This is a genomic window from Amycolatopsis sp. CB00013 (assembly GCF_001905755.1).
In the GTDB taxonomy this organism is placed as follows: Bacteria; Actinomycetota; Actinomycetes; order Mycobacteriales; family Pseudonocardiaceae; genus Amycolatopsis; species Amycolatopsis japonica.
The window spans coordinates 534,407-560,290 of the sequence record NZ_LIWC01000001.1; the positions used below are offsets into that span (position 1 = coordinate 534,407).

At 70.0% G+C, this 25,884-nt stretch carries 24 protein-coding genes; 6 read left to right on the forward strand and 18 right to left on the reverse strand.

From position 1 onward, the window contains the following. Positions 1-41: 41 nt before the first annotated feature. The 9 genes from AMK34_RS02285 to AMK34_RS02325 form a co-directional block, all read right to left on the reverse strand. A complete protein-coding gene (locus AMK34_RS02285; RefSeq protein ID WP_038514437.1) occupies positions 42-665 on the reverse strand; it encodes a hypothetical protein in 624 nt (207 codons plus the stop codon). A gap of 143 nt (positions 666-808) precedes the next feature. Next, positions 809-1,348: a hypothetical protein gene (locus AMK34_RS02290; protein WP_038514434.1), complete on the reverse strand. Its 540-nt coding sequence runs from the start codon at positions 1,346-1,348 to the stop codon at positions 809-811. An 82-nt stretch (positions 1,349-1,430) separates the two neighbouring features. Beyond that, positions 1,431-2,087 carry a response regulator transcription factor gene (locus tag AMK34_RS02295; RefSeq protein WP_037336921.1) on the reverse strand — a complete coding sequence of 219 codons (657 nt, stop codon included), beginning with the start codon at positions 2,085-2,087 and terminating at the stop codon, positions 1,431-1,433. Further along, a complete protein-coding gene (locus AMK34_RS02300; RefSeq protein ID WP_073842590.1) occupies positions 2,066-3,136 on the reverse strand; it encodes a histidine kinase in 1,071 nt (356 codons plus the stop codon). Before AMK34_RS02300 ends, AMK34_RS02295 begins: the two co-directional genes overlap by 22 nt. Further along, entirely contained in the window at positions 3,129-4,232 is a 1,104-nt protein-coding gene (locus AMK34_RS02305; protein WP_073842591.1) for a sensor histidine kinase, read from the reverse strand. Before AMK34_RS02305 ends, AMK34_RS02300 begins: the two co-directional genes overlap by 8 nt. An 8-nt stretch (positions 4,233-4,240) precedes the next feature. Then, entirely contained in the window at positions 4,241-5,269 is a 1,029-nt protein-coding gene (locus AMK34_RS02310) for a hypothetical protein (protein WP_073842593.1), read from the reverse strand. Continuing rightward, entirely contained in the window at positions 5,266-6,165 is a 900-nt protein-coding gene (locus AMK34_RS02315; RefSeq protein ID WP_073842595.1) for a TolB family protein, read from the reverse strand. Before AMK34_RS02315 ends, AMK34_RS02310 begins: the two co-directional genes overlap by 4 nt. After that, positions 6,162-7,376 carry an MFS transporter gene (locus AMK34_RS02320; protein ID WP_073842597.1) on the reverse strand — a complete coding sequence of 405 codons (1,215 nt, stop codon included), beginning with the start codon at positions 7,374-7,376 and terminating at the stop codon, positions 6,162-6,164. The genes AMK34_RS02315 and AMK34_RS02320 overlap by 4 nt, the downstream gene beginning before the upstream one ends. Positions 7,377-7,862: 486 nt before the next feature. Then, positions 7,863-9,986 (reverse strand): metallophosphoesterase, encoded by a 2,124-nt coding sequence (locus AMK34_RS02325; protein ID WP_073842598.1) that lies wholly within the window; start codon positions 9,984-9,986, stop codon positions 7,863-7,865. Between the two features lie 194 nt (positions 9,987-10,180). Here AMK34_RS02325 and AMK34_RS02330 point away from each other — a divergent pair, with 194 nt between their 5' ends. Continuing rightward, on the forward strand, positions 10,181-11,089 hold the full coding sequence (locus AMK34_RS02330) for a helix-turn-helix domain-containing protein (protein WP_038514413.1): 909 nt from the start codon (positions 10,181-10,183) through the stop codon (positions 11,087-11,089). Here the strand turns inward: AMK34_RS02330 and AMK34_RS02335 are convergent, their stop codons facing one another. Together AMK34_RS02335 and AMK34_RS02340 are read right to left on the reverse strand one after the other, a co-directional pair. Further along, positions 11,090-11,737: a TIGR03943 family putative permease subunit gene (locus AMK34_RS02335; RefSeq protein WP_073842600.1), complete on the reverse strand. Its 648-nt coding sequence runs from the start codon at positions 11,735-11,737 to the stop codon at positions 11,090-11,092. Then, complete coding sequence (locus tag AMK34_RS02340) at positions 11,734-12,696, reverse strand: permease (RefSeq protein WP_073842602.1); 963 nt, start codon at positions 12,694-12,696, stop codon at positions 11,734-11,736. Before AMK34_RS02340 ends, AMK34_RS02335 begins: the two co-directional genes overlap by 4 nt. A gap of 176 nt (positions 12,697-12,872) precedes the next feature. Between AMK34_RS02340 and AMK34_RS02345 the strand changes: the two genes are divergently transcribed. Both AMK34_RS02345 and AMK34_RS43365 read left to right on the forward strand, forming a co-directional pair. Then, positions 12,873-14,510: a choice-of-anchor A family protein gene (locus AMK34_RS02345; protein WP_241832664.1), complete on the forward strand. Its 1,638-nt coding sequence runs from the start codon at positions 12,873-12,875 to the stop codon at positions 14,508-14,510. Positions 14,511-14,668: 158 nt separating this feature from the next. Continuing rightward, complete coding sequence (locus AMK34_RS43365; protein ID WP_241832665.1) at positions 14,669-15,262, forward strand: VOC family protein; 594 nt, start codon at positions 14,669-14,671, stop codon at positions 15,260-15,262. Here the strand turns inward: AMK34_RS43365 and AMK34_RS02355 are convergent. Next, on the reverse strand, positions 15,240-16,139 hold the full coding sequence (locus AMK34_RS02355; protein ID WP_073842604.1) for a DUF2268 domain-containing protein: 900 nt from the start codon (positions 16,137-16,139) through the stop codon (positions 15,240-15,242). The two genes, AMK34_RS43365 and AMK34_RS02355, sit on opposite strands and share 23 nt — an antisense overlap. Before the next feature lie 118 nt (positions 16,140-16,257). Between AMK34_RS02355 and AMK34_RS02360 the strand changes: the two genes are divergently transcribed. Beyond that, positions 16,258-17,151, forward strand: a complete 894-nt coding sequence (locus AMK34_RS02360) for a hypothetical protein (RefSeq protein ID WP_073844519.1) — start codon at positions 16,258-16,260, stop codon at positions 17,149-17,151. On the opposite strand, the gene AMK34_RS02365 is transcribed toward AMK34_RS02360, so the two are convergent. Continuing rightward, complete coding sequence (locus tag AMK34_RS02365; RefSeq protein ID WP_081975771.1) at positions 17,148-17,819, reverse strand: GntR family transcriptional regulator; 672 nt, start codon at positions 17,817-17,819, stop codon at positions 17,148-17,150. The genes AMK34_RS02360 and AMK34_RS02365 overlap by 4 nt on opposite strands. Continuing rightward, positions 17,816-19,249 carry an aldehyde dehydrogenase family protein gene (locus tag AMK34_RS02370; RefSeq protein ID WP_073842605.1) on the reverse strand — a complete coding sequence of 478 codons (1,434 nt, stop codon included), beginning with the start codon at positions 19,247-19,249 and terminating at the stop codon, positions 17,816-17,818. Before AMK34_RS02370 ends, AMK34_RS02365 begins: the two co-directional genes overlap by 4 nt. 138 nt (positions 19,250-19,387) lie before the next feature. Between AMK34_RS02370 and AMK34_RS02375 the strand changes: the two genes are divergently transcribed. After that, entirely contained in the window at positions 19,388-20,833 is a 1,446-nt protein-coding gene (locus AMK34_RS02375) for a GMC family oxidoreductase (protein WP_073842607.1), read from the forward strand. Here the strand turns inward: AMK34_RS02375 and AMK34_RS02380 are convergent. The 3 genes from AMK34_RS02380 to AMK34_RS02390 are packed head-to-tail and all read right to left on the reverse strand — an operon-like array spanning position 20,817 to position 23,806. After that, complete coding sequence (locus AMK34_RS02380) at positions 20,817-21,740, reverse strand: alpha/beta hydrolase (RefSeq protein WP_073842609.1); 924 nt, start codon at positions 21,738-21,740, stop codon at positions 20,817-20,819. The genes AMK34_RS02375 and AMK34_RS02380 overlap by 17 nt on opposite strands. Next, the gene (locus AMK34_RS02385; RefSeq protein ID WP_073842611.1) at positions 21,737-22,693 is read right to left on the reverse strand and encodes an aldo/keto reductase; all 957 of its coding nucleotides are present in this window, start codon (positions 22,691-22,693) and stop codon (positions 21,737-21,739) included. The genes AMK34_RS02380 and AMK34_RS02385 overlap by 4 nt, the downstream gene beginning before the upstream one ends. Positions 22,694-22,702: 9 nt before the next feature. Next, positions 22,703-23,806 (reverse strand): zinc-binding dehydrogenase, encoded by a 1,104-nt coding sequence (locus tag AMK34_RS02390; RefSeq protein ID WP_073842613.1) that lies wholly within the window; start codon positions 23,804-23,806, stop codon positions 22,703-22,705. Between the two features lie 50 nt (positions 23,807-23,856). Between AMK34_RS02390 and AMK34_RS02395 the strand changes: the two genes are divergently transcribed. Then, positions 23,857-25,236, forward strand: a complete 1,380-nt coding sequence (locus AMK34_RS02395) for an amidohydrolase (protein WP_198941621.1) — start codon at positions 23,857-23,859, stop codon at positions 25,234-25,236. Here the strand turns inward: AMK34_RS02395 and AMK34_RS02400 are convergent. Beyond that, positions 25,153-25,869 (reverse strand): SDR family NAD(P)-dependent oxidoreductase, encoded by a 717-nt coding sequence (locus AMK34_RS02400; protein ID WP_083649719.1) that lies wholly within the window; start codon positions 25,867-25,869, stop codon positions 25,153-25,155. The genes AMK34_RS02395 and AMK34_RS02400 overlap by 84 nt on opposite strands. Between the last annotated feature and the right edge of the window lie 15 nt (positions 25,870-25,884).

Here is a 25,884-nt window from a genome sequence, read left to right on the forward strand (position 1 = left end):
CGGCTCAGCAGAGGGAAGGAGGCCTTCACGCGCGTTGCGGGCTACTTCTTCCAGATGATCGGGTCGTCCTTGTACCCGTCGCCATCGTTGAATTCCGCGCCGCCGACCTCGCCGCCGTCCCTGATGGCCTGGAGCTCACAGGTCTCGTAGGTCGCGCCGGCGGTCTTGAAGTCCTTCTTCGCCGACTCGGACTGGCAAGCGGTGGTCTCACCGGTGATGATCACGCCGGTGCTCTTGTTGTCCGGACCGACCGCGCGCATCCGCACCGTGCTGTAGGTGAGGTCCGTGCCCCCGACGTTCTCCACCGTCATCCGGATGTAGACCGGCGTCATGCCCTTGGCCTTCTCGCCGTAGGAGGCGAGGTCTTCCTTCGGGCCGAGTTCGATCGCCTTGACGGTGATCGCGATCGTGCCGCTCTTGTCCTTGCCGTACTTGAACGGGACGACGGCGCGTTCGCCGACCTTGAGCGCCGTGCCGGGCGCGGTGGCGTCCGCGTTCGAGACCGGGACGGTGCCGCTGGTCGCGGGCGAGGACGCGGGGGCCGACGTCGGCGCGGGCGACGGGGCGGGGGCCGGGCTAGCGCCCTTCTCCTCACCGCCACAGGCGGAAAGCAGCAGCGCGGCGGCGCAGCCGGTGGCGGACAGAGCGATACGGTCGAACTTCATGGATCTCCTCGGACTCCCCGCCGAACCCTGCTCCGGCGTTCTCGCCACGCACCGTAGTTGATGACGGAGTACATCGGTGTGGTCCATTCGCACCAGAGCAGGTAACGAATCGATTACGCTATTCGGCTCAATGGGGGACGCGGTCACTTCTTCCAGGTGATGGGGTCGTCCTGGTAGTCGCCTTCCCGGAAGATCACGCCGCCGACCTCGCCGCCGTCCTTGACGCCTTCGGTCTTGCAGGTTTCGTAGGTCGCGCCCGCGGTGGTGAAGTTCTCCGGCGCCGACTCGCCTTTGCAGGCCGCGGTGCTGTTGGCGAGGATCACCTTGGTGCTCTTGCCGTTCGGGTCCACCGCGCGTACCGACACCGAGGTGTCGGTGAGGTCCGTGCCGCCGACGTTCTCGATCACCATCCGGACGTAGACCGGGAGCATGCCTTCGCCCTTGTTCTTGAACTCGGCGAGGTCTTCCTTCGGGCCGAGGTCGACCGACTTCACAGTGATCGCGATCGTGCCGGACTTGTCCGCGTCCTTGAACGGGACGACGGCGCGTTCGCCGACCTTCAACGTGCTGCCGGGCGCCAGGGTGCCGTCGGCCCTGACGGTCTTGTCACCCTTCTCTTCCCCGCCGCAGGCGGAAAGCAGGAGCGCGGCGGCGCAGCAGGTGGCGATCAGGGCGGACTTCATGGATCTCCTCGGACTCGTGGCTCGTCACGCAACGTAGTCGGTAAAGGAGGAGGCGGGGGTGGTCCGTTCGCACCACAACCGGTCACAAATCGCTTACGCCGATCAGCCCGTCTTGGATCGCCCGCGCGACGAGCGCGGCCTTCGTCGGGGCCTCCCTGCCCATCTGGGCGTACTTGACCCGGATCCGCTCGAGATGCGAGTTGACCGTGTTCGGCGAGATCCCCAGCCGGTGCGCCACGAAGTCCTTCGACTCGGACTGGAACCACTCGATGAGCACCTCGGTCTCGCGCGCCGAGAGGGCGGGGCGCCGTTCGGAGCGGTCCCCGGCCATCGCGCCCGCCATCGACGGCGGCGTGTACGACCGGTCGGCCGCCGCGGTGCGCACGGCTTCGAGGAGATGTTCCGCGCCCTCGGCCTTGGTGAGATAGCTGAGCGCGCCGAGTTCGAGGCACTGCAGCACGGTCTCGTCGTCGGCCCGCATCGAGTAGACGACGACGCGACGGCCCGCCTCGGTGAGCCGCCGCAGATCGCCCATCACCGGGGTGGTGCTGTTGAGGTGCAGGTCGAGGATGACGACGTCGGCCTGTGCGCCCTCGCCGATCCACGCGGCCCGCACGTCCTCGCCTTCGGCCACGACGGTCACCGGCGGGGTGCCGCAGGACAGCCAGTGCACGACCCCGGCCCGTACGGCCGGATGATCGTCGACGACCACCGCGGTCAGTTCGGTCGCGAACGCCATTTCGCCTCCATCCACGATCGTTCTCCCAGTGCGTGCCATTCGACGTCGACGGCGCCCGATCCGTTCGCCGTCACGCCCGTTTCACCGTCCGTGATCACCGCGACACGGATCTCGTCGTCGGCGCGCAGGACGCTGACCCTGGCGTGCGACCGGGCGGCGACCAGCGCGGTCATCAGCGGACCGGTCAGTTCGCGGCGGACGGCGGTCGGGACCGGGGCCGGTTCGCCGCTGACCGCCAGCGTCACCGTCAGTCCCCGCCGCTCGGCGAGATCGACGCAGGCCGAGACCTCGTGCAGCAGCGGGTCGGGGACGTCGTCGTTCTCGGCGAACAGCCGCCGCAATTGCGTGGCCGCGAGCGCGCACCGCCGCCGGACCTCGTCGTCACGCGGATCGAGGGTGCGGTCGGCCAGCCCGGCCAGCAGCGGCAAGGTTGCCCCGAGCTGCCCGGCGAACCGGTTCCGCTGGTCGGCCTCCCGTTCCTCGGCGAGCGCCTTGCGGTGGGCCTGGCGGTCCCGTTCGGCGGAGGCCTCCGCGGCCTCACCCGCCCGCCGGTTGACCACCCTGATCAGCGCCAGCGTCGCGGCCTGGAAGGTGAGCACGCTGAGCGCGACGATCACCACGCTGCCGATCTCGCCGCGATCCGTGAGCTCCACGCCGAACTGCCGGACGACGGCGAGCGTCATCTGGAGGACGAGCGCGGCCATCGCGATCGCGGGGCGGTCCATCAGCAGCACCAGCAGATGCCAGCCGGCGAGACCGGACGCCCAGTTCTCGTCGCCGAAAAGCCGCTCCGGGGGCAGCGTCCAGACCGCGACCGTCGCCGCGGCGAGCACCACCACCGCCCCCGTGAACGCGACCGGCCAGGGGACCGGCTTCCAGCGCAGCACCCACCACGCCGCCACGACGAGCACACCGGCGAGCGCCGCGTAGGCGATCCGGCCGGGGGTGTCGGTCAGCCGGGCCAGGCTCAGCCCGACCTGGATCGCCGCCGTCGCGAGCAGGACCGCGATCCGGCAGCCGCCGAGGACGCGGTCCGCGGTCTCATTCATGCGGCCACACCAGTTCCACCGTGGTCCCCGCGCCGGGCGCGGAGGTCACTTCGGCCCGGCCGCCCGCCGCGGCCATGCGTTCGACGAGCGATTCCCGGACACCTCGCCGCTGCGCCGGGGTCTTCGCCGGATCGAAACCGCGCCCTTCGTCCCGGACGGTCACGCGGACGCCGTCTTCGACCGTCAGCCTGGCCTCGCGGACACCCGCGTGCCGGTCGACGTTCACCAGCGCCTCGCGTACGGCGCGGACCAGCGCGAGCGCCGCCGACGCCGGGATCGGCGCGACCGGCGACCAGTGCGTCTCGACCTTCACCGGGCTTTGCGCGAGCACGCCGCGCAACGACGTTTCGAGGTCGACCACACTGCCGGGACCGGATTCGCCGGTGAGGATCGCGAGATCGCGGCGGGCGTAGCCGGCGACCTCGGCCGGATCCGTCGTTTCCCCGCGCTGGGCGACGGTGAGAAAAGTGGCCGCGGCCGTGTCGTGCAGCACGGCCAGATACTCCCGTTCCTGCAATCGTCGTTCCACGGCAAGGGATTCCTCACGCGTCAGCCGGGCTTGGCGCTCGCGGAGGTGGTCGATCCGGCGCGTGGTCCGCGACAGCAGGAGGAAGGCGCCGCGGGCGAGGGTGGCTTCGATGAGCACTCGCAGGACCACCGAGAAGCCGTCCTCGAAGCCGAGCGGCACCACTTCGATCGCCAGCAGGCAGGCGATGGCGGGCACGGTGATCTTCGGCGGCCATTCCCATTGGAGGGTGATGGCGGTGAGGGTCAGCACGTTCAGCGCCCACTGGTTCAGCTCGCCCGCTTCGGGCGCGGTCAGGAACTGGGTACCGCAGATCGCCCCGGCGCGCACCAAGGTCAGCGCGAACGCCAGCGGCCTGCCCCGGCCCGTCTTCCCCACGACGTACTCGGCAACGGCGGTGACCAAGGCCAGCGCGAGCAGACCGAAGGCCAGTGGGAGCGCGCCCGACGGCGTGGCGAGCACGCCGAAAACGCTGATCACGAGCAGTCCGACGCCCCTGGCCGGACCGGCGAACCGGCCGACCACCCGTGAGAACTCCGCTTCGACGGAGGTCTCACGATCGGACGGCACGGCAGCAGTCAAACAGATGCCTCGAGCGTGCGCAGGTCCAGTACCCGCCAGGTGAGCGCCTCGTTCCCGCCCACCGACCACCACACGTACGGCCCCCGCGCCAGCACGGTGCCGAACTCCGCGGCCAGGTCGGCCATCCGGCCGGTGGCGGTGTCGTAGAGGGCGAGCACACCGCGATCGTCGTCGACCACGACCGCGTACCGGTCGAGCACGACGACGTCGCCGAACGCGGGCCGGATCCCCTTCCCGCCGACCCGTCTCCGGTCGGAGCCGTCGGGTTTCATCAGGTCGAACCGCGCCGTCCCGCTCTGGCGCAGGACCTGGATCCGGCACCAGGACGGCGTGCAGTCGACCAGTTCGACGTTCTGCCCGCCGACCCGCGAGACCCGGCCGTCGCGCAGGTCCACCAGCTCCGACGGTCCCGCCTGCTCGACGGCGGCCGACGTCGCGAACGGCCAGGCGGTGAGCGCGAAGTCGCCGGGCAGCGGGGCGGTGGTCACCGGGCCGCCGGACAACGCGACCGTCCGCACTTCGGTGGCGTCGCCCCGCACGGCGGCCCAGGACGCTCGGCCTTCGTGCACGACGAGGTCGTACTGGGAGTCCAGAAGGACCACCCGCCCGGTGTCGGCGGTGACCAGGACGGGGCTCTCCCCGCGTGGCCCGGAGCGCCACAAGGCGCCCGTCCCGGTGATGTCGGACAGTTCCAGCCACACCAGCGAGTCCGGGGAAGTGGCGAGAACGAAGCGGGGCGAGCCCGATAACGGGACTTCGCGGAGTACCCGTTCTCCCAGCGTCAGCCTGAGCGAATCGCTCGCGCGGGTGATACCGGCGGAGGACCCGGGATCCAGGTACGCCAGGGGCGTGTAGGGCGAACCTGTGACGGTGTTCGCGGCGATCCACGCGCCCGGCCACACATCGGTGACCGACGCGGAGACCGGAGCCTTGACGGCCGGGACCGGTGCGGGCAGGACCACGACCACGACGGCCGCCACCGCCGCCAGCGCCAGGCCGATCGGGGTGCAGTCACGGGGGATCACCGCACCACCGCGGGGGAGGAGGCGTTCGCGCGGAGGAGCGTGGGCGCGCCGGTGCCGTCGGCGGGGACGGAGTAGATCGCCTTGTCCCGCCCGTAGGCCACGGTCTTGTCGTCCAGCCACTGCGCCTGATCGTCGAGATGCGCCGGGTCCGCGAGCGGGACGTCACGTCCGTCCACAAGGGACAGCACGTGCAGCCGCCAGCGGTCGCCGTCACGGAACTTGTAGGCGACGCGCGTGCCGTCCGGCGAGAGGGAGGGGCATTCGACGTTCTGCCGCACCGTGGTCAGCGTGCGGCCGCGGAGGTCGCCGCGGACCAGCCAGGTGCCGCCCGCGGACCGGGCCGTGGCGTAGAAGGTCAGATCGTCGCGGGCGAAGGTCACGCCCCAGTAGTTCAGATCCTTGGCGGGGTAAGGCTTTCCGTCGACGGTGAGCGCGAAGTCCTCCAGTGAGCCGTAATGATTCCCGGTGTCGAGGTCGTAGATCCCGGCGGTGGTGGAGAACGTGCCCACTCCGCCCAGATACGAGTCCCCGGCGCGGAACACAGTCCAGCCCACCAGCCGCCCGGACGGCGACACCCTGACCCGCGACGGCGTTCCCCAGTCGGAGATCCGCCGCGGCTCCGCACCCGGTTTCGTGACGACCAGTTCGGCTTGGTCGGGCACCGCCGTCGCGCGCAGGCACGCCAGGGTGCTCGCGGCGACGTCCACCCGCTGACAGGACGGGCCGACGCGCTCGTCCTGCCGGACGCGGCCCGACTCGTCGACGTACAGCAGCCCGCCGTGCGCGAGGTCCAGCCGCTGTTCCGCCACCGCGTCGCCGGTGCGCAGCCCGACGAACACCGCCCCGGCCACCACCGTGACCACGAGCGCCGCGACGCCAGCCCAGATCCGCCTCATGCCATCCTCGATCCGGCCAGTACCGACACCAGCAGCGCCACGGCGAACACCGCGAACGCGGGCCCCAGCGCCATTCCTGCCGCGAGCACGCCGAACAGCACCGCGCCGGCGGCCCTGGCCAGCGCCTGTCCGGTTTGGACGAACGCGAGACCGGTGGCCCGCAACGATTCCGGCACGTGCGGCGCCGCGTGCGCCATCAGCACGCCGTCCGTGCACGCGTAGAACACGCCGTGTGCCGCCAGGACGACCACCGCGACGAGCCAGCCGGTCGCCGAAGCGGCCAGGACGACATACGCGGCGAGCAACACGACGTGCCCGGCCAGGAACACCTTCCACCGGCCGAGCCGGTCCGCGAGCCGTCCGATCGGCGACGCCAGCGCCATGAACGTCAGCGCCGTCGCCAGCGGCAGCAGGGGCAGCGCCCCGGGCGGCAGCCCCGCGGACCGCTGCACGCCGACGAACAGGAACATGTCGCCGACCGTGCACACACCGAGAAGCGCCGCGGCCAGACAGGTTCCGCGGAGTCCCGGCTCGCCAAGCAGGGCGAACCCGGCGCGCAACCGGACCCGCGACCGCTCGACGGCCCCGGCGGGAGCACGGACGAACACCGCCAGCACGATCACCGCGATCACGGCGAAGCAGAAGCTCACCCCGAACACCGCCGGGTAATCGCCGACGAGCACGGTCAGCAGGCCGAAGGCGGCGAGCGGCCCGAGCAGCGCGCCGGCGGTGTCCATGGCGCGATGGACACCGAACGCGCGGCCCAGGCCGTCGGCAGGGGTGGCGAGGGTGATCATCGCGTCCCGCGGCGCGGTGCGGATACCCTTGCCCGCCCGGTCCGCGCCGATCACCAGGCCGATCGCGCCGAGCGACGACCCGGCGGCAGGGAAGGCGAGTTTGGTCGCCGCCGAGAGGCCGTAACCCACCAGGGCCACGGCCTTCGGACGGCCGAGACGGTCGGCGAAATAGCCGCCCGCCAGCCGCAGCAACGCCGTCGCCCCCGTGTACAGCCCGTCGATCGCGCCCAGCTGCAGGAATCCGACGCCGAGGCCGTACACGAGGTAGAGCGGGAGGACGGCGGTGACCATCTCGGCGGACAGGTCGGTGATCAGGCTGACCACGCCCAGCCCGATGACCGTGCCCGGGACCGCGTGCTTCGAACGGCTCGCGGGCCGGGCGGGGTCGGCGGAGCGGATGGAGGAGACGTACATGGCGGCCTTCCCGGCGCTGCTGTCGTGAGTGGCTGAAGGGACTTTCACCGCAGGAGATCGGGGGTCGTGAGCGACAAAGAGGATTGTTGAGAGGTAAGTCAAGGTGGCGTGATGGAGTCGGCCGTGCGAGTCGGCTCGCCACCGCGACCTAGCACCCTTGAACTGTCCAAAAAGGACGCACTTCGAGATCAAAGCGTCCGATTCGAGCACTTTGCGCAGTGTTGGCCGGGGGTCGTGAGTGGCGATTGTCGTTCTAGCCCTCTTTAGCACTCACGACTGACCACTGTGGACACCAAGGGCCTTGGGCGGCGCAACGCGCCACATTTGCCTTATGCCTCAATAGAACGTCACGACCCCGGGCCGAAGGCTCCCTTGGCCGCGTCGAACGCGGCGAAGGGAGCTTTCACCCCGGCTGAGGCCTCGCTCGCGAACACGCACGACCCGCCTTCGGCACGGCCTTACGGCGCGAGTTGCAGCCGCATGGCCCTACGCGGTGACGCGGACGTCGTCGACCGCGGACTCCCACAGCGACGCGGTGCTCGCGTCGGCGGCTTCGACCAGCAGGCGCACGCTACGGCCGGCGAACGACGACAGGTCCGCCGTCGCGTTCTGCCAGACCCCGGCCACCTCGGTCGCGGACCCGGTCTTCTCGAACACCGTCGTCGGCGTGGTCCCGTCGAGGACGCGGATCCGCAGGTAGTCCGCCGACGTCGCGTTGTCGCCGTGCGCGAAGGTGTAGGAGAACGTCAGTTTCCCGCCCGCGGGCACTGTGAACGCCGGTGAGGCCATCGACGACGCCCCGCCGTCGAGGTCGTTGACGCCGTACTCCGAACCGGCCAGTCGCCCGGTGACCAGGCAGTTCACGCCGCTGGTGGTGTCGCCGCGCTGCTTGATCTGGTTGCTGTAGGTCGAGGTGGTCTGTTCGGGGTCGCCTCGTTCCCACTTGCCCGCCGTCGCGGTGTCGGAGCCGGCCGCGTTGAGCCGCCAGCCCTTGTCGGTCTCGAAGTCGTCGGCGAACGCCTCGCCACCCGCTGTACCGACGCTCACCGTGACCTTCGCTGTCTGCGTCGTGGAACCCGAGGTCCCGGTGACCGTGGCGGCCGCCGATCCGGACGCGGTGGCCGAAGCGGTCAAGGTCAGCGTCGCGGTCGCCGTGCCGTTCGCGGGCGGGGTGACCGACGAGGGGGAGATCGCCCCGGTCACGCCCGAGGGCAGGCCGGAGACCGAAAGCGCGGTCGCCGCGGTGAAGCCGCCGGTGCTGCCGACGTTCACCGTCACCGACGCCGTCCCGCCCGGTTTCACCGACACCGACGACGGGGTGGTGCCCACGGAGAAGGCGGGGGAGGAGACCGCCTTCTTGCATTTGCCGGTCGCGGTGTCGGTGAAGGTGCGGCCCGACACCGGCACGAAGTCGCTGCGGTAGTCGGTCGCGCTCAACGTCAGCTTCCCGACGCCGAAGGTGTTGGTGTTACCCGCCTCCTGCACGGCGGCCGAGGACTGGTCGAAGTTGTAGTAACCCCGGCCACCGGTTCCGATCAGCAGTTCGCGGACGCCGTTCGCGTCGTCGCGGGTGCCGTCCGGCCGGGACGGTGCGTAGCGCTGATAGTTGTGGTCGTGGCCGACGACGATGAGATCGGCCTTCGCGTTGTAGAGCGCCTGGAAGAACGGCGTGACCGACGAGTCGTCGCCGTGTGTGCCGCGGCTGAAGCGCGGGTGGTGGAAGAACGCGGCCGTGCAGGGTTTGGTGCTCGCCGCCAGGTCGTTCTTCAGCCAGGTCTCCTGCGCCGAACCGGTGCTGCGGGTGATGTTGGAGTTGAGTGCCACGAAATGCCAGTCCCCGACGTCGAAGCTGTAGTAGCCCTTGCCGCGTTCACCGGCTCGCGCGCCGAAGTAATCGAAGTACCCGGAGGCGCCGGACGTGTTGTATTCGTGGTTGCCCGGCGTCGGATAGGTGATCGCTTTGAACTGCCCGTAGTAGGGGTCGTAGTTGTTCTTGTATTCCGACAGCGTGCCCGAACTGTAGGCGTTGTCCCCGGCCAGGATCAGCGCCTGCGGGTTCATGTTCTTGATCAGCGGCGCGGTCTGGTTGCACGAAGACCCGCAGACGTCGCCGACGGCGGCCACCGTGGTCGTCGCCGCGGCGAGCGGCCGGTCGCCCGCCTGGTAGGCGTCGATGGCGAAGCGGCTGGCGGGATCGGACAGTGCCGCCGACACCCGCACACAGTCGCCTTCGAACGCGCGGGTGTGGAAAGCCTTGCCCGGCCAGTGTCGCGAAGTGAGCGTGTACGAGCCCGCACTGCTGCCGGTCAGGGTCACGGAGTCGTTGCCACGCAACGAAAGCTCCGTGAACCGGACGCGTAGCCAGTGTGCGCCGGGCGCGCAGACGGACCGGTCGGCCGAAGTGGACGTGCCGCCGCCGGATACCGACGCGGGGCCGCCGGTCACGCCCGCTTCGGTCAGTTGTGGAACCTGATCGGCCACTTCGGGCACGGCGGGCGGAGCGGCCCCGCCTGCCTGGGGATGCGCGGCGACCAGGAAGGCCCCGGCCGCCAGCGTGGAGGTCGCGACGGCGAGCGTGCGACGGCGCCATCGTTTCGTGGTTGAGCGCATGCGAAATCATCCTCTTCGGTCATCGGCGGGAGGACGTGCGAGTCGTCGGGGATTCGGGGGATTCTTCCGACGATTCCGACCCTAATCGCGGCCCGGGGAGCGTCAACGAAAAGTCGTGGCGAGGCTGGATAACTCTGAACGGCGCCCGTTCACCCGACGAAAGTCGGGCGTTTCGGACGGTACGCTGCGCCTTCATGACGAGTCTCGCTCCGGCTGAATTCGGTGCCGCACTGCGCGCCGCGATCGAACGCAGCGGACTGAGTCTCAGTGAGATCAGCCGCCGGTTGCGCGATCACGAGACGCCGGTCAGCGTCAGCGCGCTGAGCTATTGGCAGAATGGCGAGAATCGGCCGGAGCGGGCGAGTTCCCTCGCCGCGGTGACCGCGCTGGAGGTCATTCTCGGTCAGTCGCCGGAAACGCTGACCGGATTGCTCGGCCCGCGTCGTCCTCGTGGGCGCTGGACCGTCCGCACCGGACACGCCCTGAGCTACGACCAGGTGTGGCGGCGGCCGGAGGAGGTGGTGCGCGCACTGTCCAAAATGGACGTGACACCGGACGAGCTCGACACCCCGCACCGGCTTTCCCAGTACCTCACCTACCGCGTCGACGGCGACGGCAACCAGGAATCGGTCCGGGTCCGGCGGCTGATCCGCGCCGATCGGGACGGCACCTCGCGGTTCGTCTTCGTGAACCGGTGTACCAGCATCACCCAGCCGCCGTCCGTGCTGTTCACCGACGGCTGCCGGCCGGCGCGGTTCCGCGCGGACGTCCCGTCGTCCACCTGTGTGTTCGAGTTCGCCCTCGACCGCACCTTGGCGGCAGGCGAGCTCGCCGTCGTCGAGTTCGGCGTGCGCTATCCGCCGGGCCAGGGCAAACGGCATGTGCAGGTCGCGCTCTACCGGCCGGCGCGGGACGTCGCGGTGCAGGTCAGCTTCGATCCCGGCCGGTTGCCGCGGCGCTGCGCCGGTTTCTTCCGGCCGCGCGGTGTCCTGCCACCCGAGGAACGGTCCGAGGCGACGTTCGACCGGGACACCAGCACCTTCCAGTTCATCACCCTCGATCCGCAGCCCGGCCAGTACGGCATCCAGTGGAGCTGGACCTGACTATTCGTAAGGCCGTTCGGGCGCGGGGACCGGCGTGGCGCTTTCGACCTTCAGGAACGGGATGCGTTCGCCGTTGACCTCGTCCACCACGGACCCCGGCCGGAACGTGCCGGTGACCTCGATCCAGGTGTCGGGTTCGCTCGGGACGCGACCGTCCAGCACGACCTTGACCGGTCGTCCGTCGGCGGCGCAGCAGGTCAGGATCATCCGGACGAGCAGTGACGCGCCGTCCGCGCCGGTGGCGGTGAAGCCGGTGAGCACGACCCGCCTCGCACCGAGGGAACGGCCCTCGTCGAACACCGCGCGCGACGCGTAGTCCAGGACGGTCACCTTCACCGGGTCGCCATCGGGCAAGGGCGGGTACTCGTCGGAGCGTGTCAGCGCCATGCCCGCGTTGCCCGCCGCGTAACTGCCGAGCGGCTGCGGGGCGACCAGCAGCAGGGCGAGGACCGGAAGCGGGAGCAGCCATCCCACTTTCGGGTGGCGATGGCGGTTCGTGGCCGCGAGCACCAGGACCACGAGGCCCGACGCGAGCAGGAACGGCCAGAGCCCTTCCTTGACGTAGCGGAGGTACTGGCCGGTCAGGCAGACCTTGAGCACCGCCGCGCCCAGCAGGAGCAGCACGACGGTCGCGGCGGTCCGGTTCACCAGAGCACCGTCCCGGTCACGGCCGCGCAGGCGAGCGCGACCACGAACGTGGCGGGCGCGAACCGCGCGGCGAACCGCCTGCCGAAGGTGCCGGCCTGCATGGCGAACAGTTTCAGGTCGACCATCGGCCCGACCACCAGGAACGTCAGACGGGCGGTGAGGGAGAACTGGGTCAGCGAGGTGGCGACGAAGGCGTCCGCCTCACTGCAGATCGACAACAGGACCGCCAGCAGCGACAGTGCGAGGACACCGAGCACCGGATCGTCCGCGACGGCCTGGAGCCAGCGGCCCGGGATCAGGACGTCGAGTGTCGCGGCCGCCATGGCCCCGACGACGAGGAAGCCGCCCGCGTGCACCAGGTCGTGGCCCGCGGCGCCCGCGAACGCCCGCCAGCGCGTGTCACCGTGGGCGTGTTCGGGCAGTTTGATCCATTCCGTCCGGCCGAGGCCGAGCCACAGCCAGCCCATCACGACCGAAGCGGCGAGCCCGGCCGCCGCCCTGGCGAAGACCATCGACGGCCGATCAGGGAACGCGATCGCCGTCGCGGCCAGCACGACCGGGTTGAGGGCGGGAGCCGCGAGCAGGAACGCGAGCGCCGCGGCCGGGGTGACCCCTTTGCGCACCAGGGCGCCGGCGACCGGGACCGAACCGCATTCGCAGCCCGGCAGCACCATTCCGGTCGCCGCGGCGGCCGGTACCGCGAGGGCCGGATGTTTCGGCAGGGCTTTCGCGAAGAATTCCCGCGGCACGAAGACCGCGATGGCGGCGGAAAGGGTCACGCCGAAGACGAGGAACGGAACGGCCTGGAGCACGATCGAAACGAAGACCGTCGTCCAGGTCTGCACGATCGGCGCCCCGAGGACGTCGCCGAGCAGACCCCGCGCGAGCAGAATCAGCACGAGAAAGCCCGCGAGCACTTCCACCGAACCGATGCGCGAGCGCACTCCGGTGTCCGTCATGTGGCGAACCTCCCATCGACGCTCAGGACTTTAGGGATTTCGCGGTCCACCTGGAATTTCGTTGTCTGGATAACGCTGGACGGCCACGAATGGGCCGGGTCACCCGCCTCGCCCGGTCGGGGGTATTTCCGGATTCCGATTGTGTTCACCCGGCCGGTGGGCACAAGAATCGCCGCATGCGTGCAAGGCGATTCGCCTCTCTTTCCGCCGGTGCCGCCGCTGCGGTGTGCGTGGCGGCTCTCGTGGTCACCGACGGCGCGGCCGCCGCCCCTTTGCCGGGCGGGCTGGGACCGTGCGTCGGTCCGGCCTGCCCGGGTAAATACCCGCCGGTGAACAACAAGGACTACGCGGGCCGGGACAACGGCATCAACGTCTATGTCGGCGGCGAATTCCAGGTACGGGAAGCGGCGGCCGAAGCCGAAGGACGGGTCGTCGTCCTCGGCGATTTCGACATGGCGAAACGAGCGGGCGCGTCGTCCGTCTACAACGTCGGCATCGCCGGTGTCGGATCACGTGTTCCGCCGCCCGACGGCGCAGACTTCCTGACCACCGGCGGAAACGTCAGCGTCGCGGCCGACCAGCGGCTGCTCGCCGACGGCGGGGTCGTCCGGCACGCGGGAACCGTCACCGGGACGGTGACCGGGAAACTCGAAAAGGACCCCGACGCGGCGAAGCCTTATTTGAGCCTGCGCGAGGATCTGCGAGTGGCGAGCAAGTGCTACGCGCGGGACGGCGCCACACCGCGGCCGGCCACCGGCACGGCGGTCAACCAGGGCTATCGCACCCTGTTCACCGGGGACGGTAAATCCGCGCTGCAGGTGTTCACCGTGGACTTCGACCTGACCGGCGCCACCGGCGGCATGCAGGGAATCGAGTTCGAGGGCATCCCGGCCGGGGCGACGATCCTGGTCAACATGGTGGGAGCGGCCCGCACGATCAACACCTACACCGGTGACCTGAACGATCAGGACCCGCTCAACAAACTGCGCGAGCGGCTGCTGTGGAACTTCCCGGACGCCACCCAGGTGAAGATCGCCGGTGGCGCCCAGTTCCAGGGAAGCGTGCTGATCGGCGAACCCGGGAGTACCGCGACCGTCACCGCGTCCGGGATGAACGGCCGGTTCTTCACCACGGGCTCGCTGGTGCACAGCTCCGAAGCGACCGGTGGTGGCGGACAGGAGTTCCACGCCTACCCGTTCGACGGTGATCTGCCGGAATGCGGCAGCACGCCGACCACTACGCCGAGCAGCTCGTCCTCGTCTTCGTCTTCGTCGAGCTCGGCCACGACGAGCAGCAGCTCCACCTCGACGAGCCCGACTTCGACGACGACCACGACCAGCTCGCCGACCTCGACCACGTCCACCTCGACGTCCAGCTCCTCGACGTCGGCCACGTCCACTTCGACCACACCGACGTCGACCACCTCGTCGAGTCAGACGAGCAGCACGTCGACCAGCCCGACGTCGAGCAGCTCTTCGTCCAGCGCGACTTCATCGAGCCCGACGTCATCCAGTGCCACGTCGTCGAGCGCTACTTCGAGCAGCGCCACCAGTTCGTCCAGTGCCACTTCGAGTAGCAGTTCGCCGACCACCACCAGCAGCTCCTCGAGCACGTCCCCGGCTCCCGGGGTGACCACTTCCGCGACACCGGGGCAGCCGGGAGCGACCACGCCGGGCGGCGGACCGTCCGACAGCGGCCCGCTGGCCTCGACCGGCAGCGAGATCCGAGGTCTGCTGGTGTCGGGCCTCTTCCTGCTGCTGGTCGGTGGCGCGCTGGTGGCGCTCACGATCCGGTCGAGGCGCCGCGAGTCCTGATACTCCGGCCACTCGGAAGGCTCGATCCACTGCGGACCTGTGCCATCGTGGGCCCGCAGGAAATCGAGGAGGAGCCGTTGCCCGATGAAGCCCGACGAGAACGAGTGCGCCGGCCGGCCTCGGTGCATTCACGCCCCGGGACGTCTCCCAGAGAACTCGTGCGCACCCACCTGGCCGAGGCCGGAATCGAGGACGTGACCGGATCATTGCGGGCCGCCCAGGAAGCGGGCGACATCGCCGCGAACCGTGATCCGGCACGGGAGGCGCATCTCCTGTGGAGCATGGTGAATCTCCTGCGCGCACCGGCCGGTGTGGACGAGCGGCAGGCAGCCGAGGTGCTGGCCACCGTCGACTACCACCTCGACCTCTTGTTCCGGCCACGCCCGAAACTCGCCGTCGTCGTGGTGGACTGCCCCGATCCACAGGCCCTGGCTCCGTTCTACGAAGCCCTGTTGGGTGTGCCCCGGACCGGGAGCGGCCCCGATCACGTCAGGATCACGCTGGGCGGTGACCAGCCCGAGCTCGCCTTGCACCGCACCGATCACTTCGTCCGGCCGGACTGGAAGAGGGGCGACCCCGCGCAGCAACTGCACCTGGATCTGCTCGTCACCGACCTGGACGAAGCGGAGCGGGAGGTACTCGCCCTCGGCGGGCACCTCCTCGACGGCTCGGACAAACCCATCGGCTACCGCGTGTACGCCGATCGGATCGGACATCCGTTCTGCCTGGTCACCCCTGAGGGACTCGGCTGACCTTCATCGCGGTGTCGATGACGTCGCGGCGGTCCACCAGCAGGGCCTCCGCGGCGGTCCGGCCGGTCGCGGCCAGGTAGGCGTCGACGAGCCGGTTGCCGACCGCGTATCCGGCGCCGGTCGGCAGGCCGACGGGAGTGCCGCCGTAGCGGGCGGCCGTCTCGTCGCCGTGCACCCAGGCCGCGAAGTTCTGCATACCGGTGATCTCCAGGCCGGAGACGACCTTCTCGAAGACCGCGTCGTCCCGCAGATGCGGCACGCCGATGCGGGCGTAGCCGAGTTCGTCGCCGTACAACTGGCGGGCGAACGCGTCGGCGAGGCCTTCGGACACGATCTGCTCGCCGACCGTGACGGTCGCCGGATCCCAGATCACCCCGCCGGGGCTGTAGCGCAGGTTGTGGTTGAGCTCGTGGACGGCGGTGGCCTCCAGCCTCGCCAGATTCTCCGGATACGGCCAGAAATTGAGGTAGATGTAGCCGGACACGCTGCCGTTGGCCGACATCCCCAGGTTCGGGCCCATGAAGTGCCGGTCGCCCGGATCACCCAGCACGGTGAGCACGGTGATGTCCGGGATCGCCAGCCCGGGCGTCGCGGCGAGCTGCGCGGTGACGGCGTCGTCGAGCGCTCGTTGGATGCGGTTCCAGGCGTCCGCTTCGTGCAGGGCTTCGAGAGCCTCCAGACAGCGATTCTCGTCGCGGTCGAGCGGGAATCCGGAGCTCATCGCGTGCATCGCCACGAGGTCGACGTCGCCGGGGAAGTAGCGGTACATCCCGGCGGCGGGCTCGACCATCGCCTTGAGCAGTGCCGAGCGGTCCGGCTGAGGTGCGCGCAGGATCTCGCGCATGGCGGGGTAGGTGTCGAGAACGGTGATCGTCATGGGAACGACGGTAAAGGCTCCAGTGGGTGGAGACTCAAGCCTCGTGAGCCGGCCCCTGAGAACGGACCAGGGGAAAGCCCGGATGTCCCCGCCGGCGCCCGCTTCTAACGTCGTGATCATGATCCGACGGATACTCCTGACCGTGCTCGCCGGCGCGGCGGTCTTGCTCGTGCCCTGGACCGTCTACCTCGCGCACACCCTGCCCGACCGGTACGACACAGGGCAGTGGCGCGCGGCCTGGGTCGGATTCGACGTCGCGCTCCTGCTCTGCTTCGCGGCGGGAGCGTGGCTGGGGATGCGCCGACGACGGGCAGCCGTGCCGCTGCTGTCGGCGACGGCCGCGATGTTGTGCTGCGACGCGTGGTTCGACGTCATGCTCGGCTGGACGTCGTCCGAGCGATGGACCAGTGTCACGCTCGCCGTCGTCGTCGAGGTCCCGGCCGCCGTGGTCCTGGCCTTCGCCGCGCGGCGGCTGTTGGGCGACGCGCTGCCGAAGCGATCGGTGAACCTGAACGACATCACGATGCGCGAGGACCCGCGATACCACCTGGTGACGCGCGAGCTCCCCGCCGCCGAGGAGGACGTCGCGCGCCGGACCGGGCTCACGCAAGCCGAAGTCGGCGAATGCCTGAAAAGATTGCAGGACAACGGTTTCGTGCGCCGTGACCGGAAAGGGAACTGGCTCTCGATCCCGCAGGACCTGCGCGAGCCGAAGCCGGACGACTACGACGGCGCGGATCGGGAACGGGTCACCGCGTTCCTCGACGCCAAGTACGCGAACGAGGTCGCTTTGCTGTCCTGGGCGGCGGAGCACCGCGACGAGTTCGGTCCGTGGGCGACGGCGCAGCGGACTTCGGCACGGCTGACCGAGGCGGAATTCCGGGAACTGGACGCGGAATACCGCGAGCTGATCACGCGGTACTGCCATCGCCGTCGCCGCCCTGTGCAGGGCGAGAAGGAACTTTCCGTGCGTTTCTACGCCTTCCCGCCACCGGAGACGGTCCCTGTCTAGGGATGCCGCCAGGCCAGGAAGGTCTCCAAAGTGGTCAACCGGTGCTCGCGCACGGCCAGTTCGATCTCCCCGGCCGGCGCGTTCCGGTCGAACAGGTCGAGGATCTTCTGGTGCTCCTGCACGGATTCGTGCGCGCGGCCGGGGACGAAACTGAACGTCGACGTGCGCAGCCCCGCCAGCCGGTTCCAGCCGCGGTTGACCAGATCGAGCACCTGCGGATTGGGACAGGTGCCGAACAGGACGCGGTGGAAGTCGCGGTTCAGCGCGGTGAACCGCGACGGCTCGAAGTTGTCGAGACACGCCGTCAGCTCCGCGTTGAGTCCCTTGGCCTGGTCGAGCGCCTCATCGGGGAGGGACGGCGCCGCCAGCGCGGCGGCGTAACCCTCGACCAGCGCGAGCGTCTGCATGGTGTGCTGGTAGTCGCTCTCGTCGGCCATCGCGACCTGCGCGCCGATGTTGTGCTCGTAGGTCACCAGCCCCTCGGCCTCCAGCCGCCGCACCGCCTCGCGCACGGGCACGGTGCTGACGCCGAGCTCCTGCGCGATCTGCCCGAACACGAGGCGGTAGCCGGGGGAGAAGGTGCCGTCGTCGATCCTCGCCTTGATCCAGTGGTAGGCGATCTGCGACTTGCTCATCGCGGTCGAGTTCACCGCGTCGCCCGCGGTCACGAGTAGTGCAGCCAGACTGATTTGATCTCGGTGTACGCGTCGATCGCCCACGGCCCCATCTCGCGGCCCCAGCCCGACGCCTTGTACCCGCCCCACGGCGCGGCCATGTCGGGGATCGGCGGCATGTTGACGAACACCGCGCCCGCGCGGATGCCGTTGGCGAATCGCTGCGCGACGCCCAGGTCGCGAGTCCACACGGTGGCCGCGAGCCCGTATTCGGTGTCGTTCGCCCGCGCCAGCAACTCGTCCGGATCGTCGTAGGCGGTCACGGCGAGGACCGGGCCGAAGATCTCCTCGCGCATGATCGTCATGTCGTCGGCCACGCCGGCGAACAGCGTCGGGGTGTAGAAGTAGCCGTCGCGATCGACGGGCTTACCGCCGGTGACCAGCTCCGCGCCCTGCTCGCTGCCGGTGGAGACGAGGAAGTCCACGTGCTCGCGATGCTTGGCGGACACGAGGGGACCGAGCTGCGTCGACTCGTCCAGCCCCGGACCGAGCTTGAGGCCTTCGAGCCCGGCGGCCAGTTTCGCGACGAACTCCTGTTCACGCTTGCGGTCCACGAAGAAGCGGGTGTACGCGGCACAGACCTGACCGCTGTTCAGCGTCGCGCCCGCGAGGTTGCCCGCGACGGCGGCGTCGATGTCGGCGTCGCCCGAGATGATGCTGGGCGCCTTGCCGCCGAGTTCGAGGGTGAGCCGCTTGAGGTTCGACTCGGCGCTGGCCGCCGTGATCAGCTTCCCGACCGCGGTCGATCCGGTGTAGGACAGGTGGTCGACGTCGTCGTGCCTGCTCAGGAGCGCGCCCACCGCGCCGTCGCCGGTGACCAGGTTGACCACGCCCGGCGGGAACCCGGCCTCGTGCACGAGCTCGACCAGCCGGATGCTGGTCAGCGGCGTGACCTCGCTGGGCTTGATCACCACGGTGTTGCCCGTGGCCAGCGCGGGCGCGAGCTTCCACACGAGGATCATCAGCGGGAAGTTCCATGGCGTGATCAGCGCGTTCACGCCGACCGGCTCGCGGCGGGTGTAGTGCAGCGTGTCCGGGAAGGACACCGGGTTCGTGGTGCCCTGGATCTTGGTGACCCAGCCCGCGAAGTACCGCAGGTGCTCGGCCCCGCCGGTGACGCTGACCTGGCGGGAGATCCCGATCGGCTGGCCCTGGTCGCGGGTTTCGAGCGCGGCCAGCTCCTCGTGGTGCTCGTCGACCAGCGACGCCAGCTTGAACAGCAGCGCGGCCCGCTGGACCGGCAGCAGCCCCGCCCAGGCGGGGTCGTTCAGTGCCTTCCGTGCGGCACCGACGGCGGCGTCGACGTCGGCGGCCGACGCGGTGCCGACCTCCTCGATCACCTGGCCGGTGGCCGGATCGTACGTCGGCAGGGACCCGCCTCCCGCGGCGGTCCACTGTCCGTCGATGAACAGGCGTGTGGCCATGGCTAGCTCCTCCTCGACCGGTGTGTGATCGAGTATCGGGCGCCGCGACGTCTCCGGTCTTGCCCGCCAGGGCACGCCGATTGTCGGCCAGCGAACCGAATCCGCCGGACGTCCGCGTGCCTTGCGAGGGTGGGGGACATGGACGTCATCGTGGTGGGAGCGGGTTCGGCCGGTTCGGTGGTCGCCAGGAGACTGGCCGACTCCGGGGCGTGGGTCACCCTGCTCGAAGCGGGCGGGCCGGACACGAATCCGGCCATTCACGATCCTTCGCGGGCCGGTGAGCTGTGGCACGGGCCCGAGGACTGGGATTACTACACCGTGCCGCAGCCGCACGCGGCGAACCGGCGGCTGCATCTGCCGCGCGGCAAGGTGCTCGGCGGGTCGCATTCGCTCAACGCGATGATCTGGGTGCGCGGCGCCCCGGCCGACTACGACGGCTGGGACCTGCCCGGCTGGCGCTGGGACGACGTCCGGCCGGTGTTCGAACGGATCGAGAAGGATCTCCTCGACGTCGTGCCGAACGAGCCACTGCATCCGATCCAGCAGTCCATTGTGGACGCGGCGATGGAGATCGGGCTGCCGTTCAACCCGGACTACAACGGCGACGAACTCGACGGCGTGTCCGTACAGCGGGTCACCACCCGCGACGGCAAACGCCTCAACACCTGGCTCGCCTACGGACAGCCCGCCGCCGAACGGATGACCGTCCACACGGGAGCGCTCGTCCACCGGTTGCTCTTCGAGGGCGACAAGGTGACCGGAGTGCTGGCCGAGGTCGACGGCGAGCTGCGCAAGGTCTTCGCCGACGAGGTCGTGCTCGCCGCCGGCGCGCTCGCGTCACCGGCGATCCTGCTGCGCAGCGGCGTCGGCCCGGTCGACGAACTGGAGGTGCACGGAATCGACGTCGTCGCCGAGCTGCCGGGCGTCGGGAAGAACCTGCACGACCACTTGCTCTCGCCGGTCATCTTCGCGACCGATCGCCGTCAGGTCGACCCACCCGCGCCCGGCCGTTCGGTCACGCAGACGCATCTGTTCTGGCGCAGCCGCCCCGGCCTGCCGGTGCCCGACACCCAGCCGATCCACTTCAGCGTGCCGATGTACGAGTCGTGGATGACGGGCCCGGAGACCGGGTTCTCGCTGATGGCGGGCATGGTCACGCCGCGCAGCCGGGGCAGTCTCCGGCTTTCGGGGCCGAGCCCGCTCGACGAGCCGCTGATCGATCTCGCCGCGCTGGAGGATCCGGCCGACTTCGAGAGCCTGGTCGCGTCGGTCGAGCAGTGCCGGGAGATCGGCCGCGCGTCCGCGCTGGCGGAGGAATGGGGCGCCCGCGAGCTGTATCCGGGGCCGGAGGCCGATGTCCGCGAGTACGTCCGCCGGACCGCGATCACCTACCACCACCAGGTCGGGACCTGCCGGATGGGCACCGACGCGGACTCGGTGGTCGACCCGGAGCTGGCCGTGCACGGGCTGAGCGGGCTCCGGATCGCCGACGCGTCGGTGCTGCCGCGGGTGACCACGGGCAACACCAACGCGCCGGCGGTACTGGTCGGCGAACAGGCCGCCAGGTTCATGCTCGGCCGATAGTGCGGCGAAGCCAGGAGGCCCGGGCGGCGAGCGCGGCCCGGGTCACCTCGCTGTCCGGGGCGATCCGGTCGAAACCGTGGTACGCGCCCGCCCAGACGTGCAGTTCGGTGGGCACACCGGCCTGCCAGAGCCGACGCGCGTAGTCGACGTCCTCGTCACGGAAGATCTCGGCCGCGCCGACCTCGATGAAGGCGGGCGGAAGTCCGGTGAGGTCTTCCGCGGTGGCGGGGACCGCGTATGGCGACGTCTGTCCTTTGAGGAGTGACCGCCAGCCGAACTCGTTGGCCTCGCGTCCCCACACGCCGCGTTCCGCGAATTCCACTGTGGACGCCGAGTCGTTGCGGCTGTCGATCATCGGGCAGAGCAGGAGCTGCCCGGCCAGCGCCGGTCCGCCGCGATCCCTGGCCAGCAGGGCGATTCCGGCGCTGAGCCCGCCTCCCGCACTGCCACCGCCGACGATCAGCCGCCCGGGATCGAAACCGAGTTCGGCCGCGTGCTCGACCATCCAGGTCAGGCCCGCGTAGCAGTCTTCGATCGGCGCCGGATGCGGATGCTCGGGGGCGAGCCGGTAGTCCACGGTCACCGCGACGAAGCCGAATTCCTCGACCAGCGCGACCATCCGGGGCAGGTCGGCGAACCGGTCGTCCAGCACCATGCCGCCGCCGTGGATGTTGTAGAACCCTGGCGCGTTCCGGGCATCGCGCGGTTTGACGACGGTGACGACGACGTCGGTGCCGGGTACCTGGTGGTCTTCCCAGACGAGATCCCGGTCGCCGATCGCCTCGGCGCAGGTCAGGTTGCCCTCGGCCATCGCCTGGCGGATGCCCGCCAGCGAATCGGCGCTCAGCGGCGGCCCGGCGGGCAGACCTTCGAGGGCTCCGGCGAGCTCGGGATCGAAGGCCGTCACGGTCCCTCCGGATCGACGACGCCGCGGTCGGCCCAGTACGGCTCGACCAGTTCACGGAGCTGCTCCGCGCCCACGCGCTCGACCAGGTCGACGGCGCCGAGGTTGTCCTTGAGCTGCTCGGTGCTCGTCGCACCGAAGAGGGTGGTCGTGTTGGCCGGGTGGGTGAGGGTGAAGGCGAGACACAGCTGCGCCGGCGTCGCGTCCAGGTCGCCCGCGATCTTCGCCAGCGCCGGGGCGGAGGCGGCGATGCGTTCGCGGATGTCGCCGGGGTCGCGGCCCACCTGACGCGCCCCGCTGTTCTTGCCCAGCAGGATCCCGCCCTCGAAGATGTCCGAAGACTGGAGTGTGACGCCGAGTTCGCCGAAGACCTTCGCGAACGGTTCACCGTCCGGAATGGACCGTCGCGCGACGCTGTACTTCAGCTGCGCTATGGCGGGGCCGGGTACGTTCTCGGCCGCGGCGAAATCGTGCAAGGCCCGGATCGTGGTGGCGGACCAGTTGTTGACGCCCCAGTGCCGGATGAGCCCGGCCTCGCGGAGTTCGTTCAGATCCAGCACGAGCCGGTGCAGGTCGGTGTCGTCGCGCCGGAGATCGCCCAGTACGACGAGATCGGCGTGCTCGACGCCCGCGCGGAACAACGCGTTGTCCAGCTGGTCGCGGAGGTTGTGCTCGGGGTATCCCTCCAGCCAGAGCTTGGCCGAAAGCAGGTAGTCCTCGCGGCGGAGGCCCGCGGCGCGGACCATCGCGGAGAACAGCACGTCGGTGAAGACCGGTGTGGCGCCGGGGAATCCGTAGACGCCGACGTCGAAGAGCGTGATGCCGGAATCGACCGCGGTGCGGACCAGGTCGACCGCCTCGCGGAAGTCCATCCGGTCGTAGGTGTGCCAGGAGCCGAGCGAGAGGACGCCGGTGAGCGGGCCGTCGCGGCCGATGCGACGCTGGGGAATGGTCATTCGGGTCTCCTAGGGGAGGCGGGGATCGATGACGGCTTTGAGTTCGCCGAGCCGCGACATCGACTCGACACGTTGGGAGGCTTCGGAAAGACCGACCGGTTCGCTGAACAGTTCGTCCCACGGCAGCCGATCGGCGAAGGTGCGGAAGAAGTCCACCGAGCGGTGGTAGTCGGCGATGTCGCCGTTGAGCGAACCGACGACCGTGAGTTCCTTGCCCATCACCGTGCCCAGCGCCACGGGGGAGGGTGCGGGGCCGGTGGAGCCGACGATCGCGATCGTGCCGCGCTGGGCGGCGAAGGCGACGGCCTCCTCGCCGATGGTCGGCCCGCCCGCGAAGTCGAAGACGTGATCGGCGCCCCGGCCGTCGGTGAGTTCCTTGACCCGTTCGATGCGGTCTTCGACGGTGCCGTCGACCGGGATCGTCGCCGTCGCCCCGAAATTCTCGGCGGTCTTCAACCGGTCGCCGGGCCCGCCGATGGTGATCACGTCGCCCGCGCCGGAGATCCGCGCGAACGCGGTGGCGAACACGCCCAGCGCGCCCGCGCCCTGGACCACGACCGTCGCACCGGGACGGATCCCGCCGGCGCGGGAGACGGCGCGCAGCACGGTTTTGCCCGCACAGCCCGACATCGACGCCCAGGTGTCCTTGACGTCGCCGGGAAGCAGGAGTTTGGCCGCACCGGGAGTCACGTAGCAGTACCGCACGAGCCCGCCGGTGGCGTACGGGAAGACGTCGGAGCGCTGGAGGAATCCGTAGCCGCGCTTCTCGCAGGCGACCGGTTCGCGCAAGATCGTGCAGCCGTAACACTTTCCGCAGGTCGACTCGGACCAGCCGATGCGGTCGCCCTCGGCGATCTCACGGCCGAGGGTGTCGGTGGTACCTGGTCCGACGGCCACCACCTCACCGACCATTTCGTGTCCCAGCACCATCGGGAGCATGCCGGGGAAGGTCATCTGGCCGGACCAGAGGTGCACGTCGGTGCCGCACAGCGTGGTGCAGGTGATCCGGACCAGCGCGGCACCCGGTTCCGGCTCCTCGGGCAGCGGTAGTTCCCGCAAGGTGAGCGCGGAGCCGTGTTCGGTGAGCACCGCCGCTTCGGTTCTGTTGACCATCTTTTTAGTCTACAGTCGTAGGAGAAAAAGTCCAGATCCTGGAGGAAACCATGCCGTCGCAACGTATTCGTCCCGCTTCGCTCGTGGTTCGCGGCGGTCCTGTGCTCACCTTCGACCCGGCGGGCACCGTCGTGCGGGCGATGGCCGTGCGAGGAGACCGGATCGTCGCCCTCGGTGACGTCGCGCTGGACCACATCGGTCCGGACACCGAGGTGATCGACCTCGCGGGGAGAACCGTTCTGCCCGGGATCAACGATGCGCACCTGCACGCGACCTGGCTCGGCGCGCGCTGGCCGGACACGCTCATCGGCGGCGCCGGATTCACCGGGGGAGAAGAGAAAACGGTGCGGACCGCGGCCGAACGGCGGGCCGCCATCCTGCGTGCGGGTGAGCTGTGCGCGTCACTGGGCATCACGAGCTACACCGAACCCGGTCTGGGTCCCGGCGAGACGGGCTGTTTCGGCGCCGAAGTGCTGGAGGAGTACGCGACGCTGGCCGAGGAGGGCCTGCTGCGCGCGAGGGTGACGGCGCTGCGCTTGTTCGGCCTGCTCGACGGCGCCAGCTCGCTGGACGATTTCGAGCGAGGGCTGGCGACCCCGTCACCGGCCGCGAATCCGTTGTGGCTCACCGTGCCCGGGGTGAAGATCTTCGCCGACGGCATCCCGCCGATGCGCTCCGCGTGGACACATCATTGCTACGCCGACGGTTCACACGGCGCGCTCCTCGTCGACGGTGACGACGATCCGGGCCGCGCGGGCAATCTGGCCGCGATGATCCGGCTCGCCCATGACGCCGGGATGACGGTCGCCGTGCATGCCACGGGGGATTGCAGCATCGAGGCCGCGCTCGGGTCGCTTCGCCGCGGCGATCATCTGGTGCACGGCGATCTGGTGACCCCGGATCAGCTGGCGCGGATGGCTTCGGCGGGGGTGGGCCTGACCACGCAGCCCGCGATCGCGGTGGCGATGCGGGGAATGCTCACGGACGCGCTCGGTGCCGAGGTCGGCGCCCGCGCCTGGCCGCTGGCGGAAATGCTCGCGTCGGGTGTTCCGCTGACGTTGAGCAGTGACGCGCCCGTGGTCACCCCCGACTGGCGGGTGCACATCGCGGCGGCGGCCGGGATGCTGGCCGCGTCCGAAGTGGACGCCGGGCTGATGGCCCGGTTGCTGCGCTGCTACACGGTCGCGGCCGCCGAACAGGAGGGCGCGGCGGACTGGAAGGGATCGCTGACCGTCGGCCGTGTCGCGGATTTCTGCGTGCTGGCGGCGAATCCGCTCGAGGTCGCGTTCGCGGACCTGCCGGACGTCGGTGTGGAACTCACCGTGTCCGGCGGCCGCGTCGTGTACTCAGGTGAGCAGCTGCCCGCCGTCGACCTGGAGGCTCACCCCGGTGAGATGGCCGGCGCCGGCGGAGGCGAGGAACAGGACTGACGGCACCACGTCGGCGACGGAAGCGATGGTTCCCAAGGGAATCCTCGCTTCCCACGCCGCGCGGGCGGCGGTGTCGGCGGCGAATCCGGCGGTCATCGGCGTGAGCACCGGACCGGGGGCGACGGCGTTGACCCGGATGCCGTGCGGCGCCAGTTCGAGCGCGGCCGAGCGGGTGAGCGCCTCGACGGCGGCCTTGGTGGCCTCGTAGTGGCCGAGCCCCGGGGTCGGCTGCCGGGCGCCGATGGAGGTGATGTTGACGATGGTGCCACGCGTGCCCGTCTCGACCATCCGCGCGCCGACCGCGCGGGTCATCAGGAAGGTGCCGCGGAAGTTCACCCGCATGCACAGATCGAAGACGCCGATGTCCAGTCCCACCAACGGTCCGCCACCGCCGGCGAGACCGGCGTTGTTGACCAGGACCTCGACCGGGCCGAAGCGATCGGTGACGAGCGTCAGCGCCGCGTCGACCGATCCGGGATCGGAGATGTCGAGTTCGACGTGCTCCGCGCCGAGTTCGGCGGCGAGGTCGTGGGCCGCCCGGGTGTCGACGTCGGCGATGACCACGCGGTCGCCCGCGGACTGGAAGGCTTCGGCGACGCCGCGGCCGATGCCACTGGCACCGCCGGTCACCACTACAAGTCTCTTGTT

Bases quoted from the DNA above. Each gene is read 5' to 3' on its own strand.
- AMK34_RS02390 (WP_073842613.1), bottom strand. From the start codon at position 23,806: ATGGTCAACAGAACCGAAGCGGCGGTGCTCACCGAACACGGCTCCGCG.
- AMK34_RS02355 (WP_073842604.1), bottom strand. From the start codon at position 16,139: ATGACGATCACCGTTCTCGACACCTACCCCGCCATGCGCGAGATCCTG.
- AMK34_RS02340 (WP_073842602.1), bottom strand. From the start codon at position 12,696: ATGACGGACACCGGAGTGCGCTCGCGCATCGGTTCGGTGGAAGTGCTC.
- AMK34_RS02320 (WP_073842597.1), bottom strand. From the start codon at position 7,376: ATGTACGTCTCCTCCATCCGCTCCGCCGACCCCGCCCGGCCCGCGAGC.
- AMK34_RS02330 (WP_038514413.1), top strand. From the start codon at position 10,181: ATGACGAGTCTCGCTCCGGCTGAATTCGGTGCCGCACTGCGCGCCGCG.
- AMK34_RS02385 (WP_073842611.1), bottom strand. From the start codon at position 22,693: ATGACCATTCCCCAGCGTCGCATCGGCCGCGACGGCCCGCTCACCGGC.
- AMK34_RS02345 (WP_241832664.1), top strand. From the start codon at position 12,873: ATGCGTGCAAGGCGATTCGCCTCTCTTTCCGCCGGTGCCGCCGCTGCG.
- AMK34_RS02315 (WP_073842595.1), bottom strand. From the start codon at position 6,165: ATGAGGCGGATCTGGGCTGGCGTCGCGGCGCTCGTGGTCACGGTGGTG.
- AMK34_RS02360 (WP_073844519.1), top strand. From the start codon at position 16,258: ATGATCCGACGGATACTCCTGACCGTGCTCGCCGGCGCGGCGGTCTTG.
- AMK34_RS02295 (WP_037336921.1), bottom strand. From the start codon at position 2,087: ATGGCGTTCGCGACCGAACTGACCGCGGTGGTCGTCGACGATCATCCG.
- AMK34_RS02325 (WP_073842598.1), bottom strand. From the start codon at position 9,986: ATGCGCTCAACCACGAAACGATGGCGCCGTCGCACGCTCGCCGTCGCG.
- AMK34_RS02395 (WP_198941621.1), top strand. From the start codon at position 23,857: ATGCCGTCGCAACGTATTCGTCCCGCTTCGCTCGTGGTTCGCGGCGGT.
- AMK34_RS02375 (WP_073842607.1), top strand. From the start codon at position 19,388: ATGGACGTCATCGTGGTGGGAGCGGGTTCGGCCGGTTCGGTGGTCGCC.
- AMK34_RS02290 (WP_038514434.1), bottom strand. From the start codon at position 1,348: ATGAAGTCCGCCCTGATCGCCACCTGCTGCGCCGCCGCGCTCCTGCTT.
- AMK34_RS02300 (WP_073842590.1), bottom strand. From the start codon at position 3,136: ATGAATGAGACCGCGGACCGCGTCCTCGGCGGCTGCCGGATCGCGGTC.
- AMK34_RS02285 (WP_038514437.1), bottom strand. From the start codon at position 665: ATGAAGTTCGACCGTATCGCTCTGTCCGCCACCGGCTGCGCCGCCGCG.
- AMK34_RS02370 (WP_073842605.1), bottom strand. From the start codon at position 19,249: ATGGCCACACGCCTGTTCATCGACGGACAGTGGACCGCCGCGGGAGGC.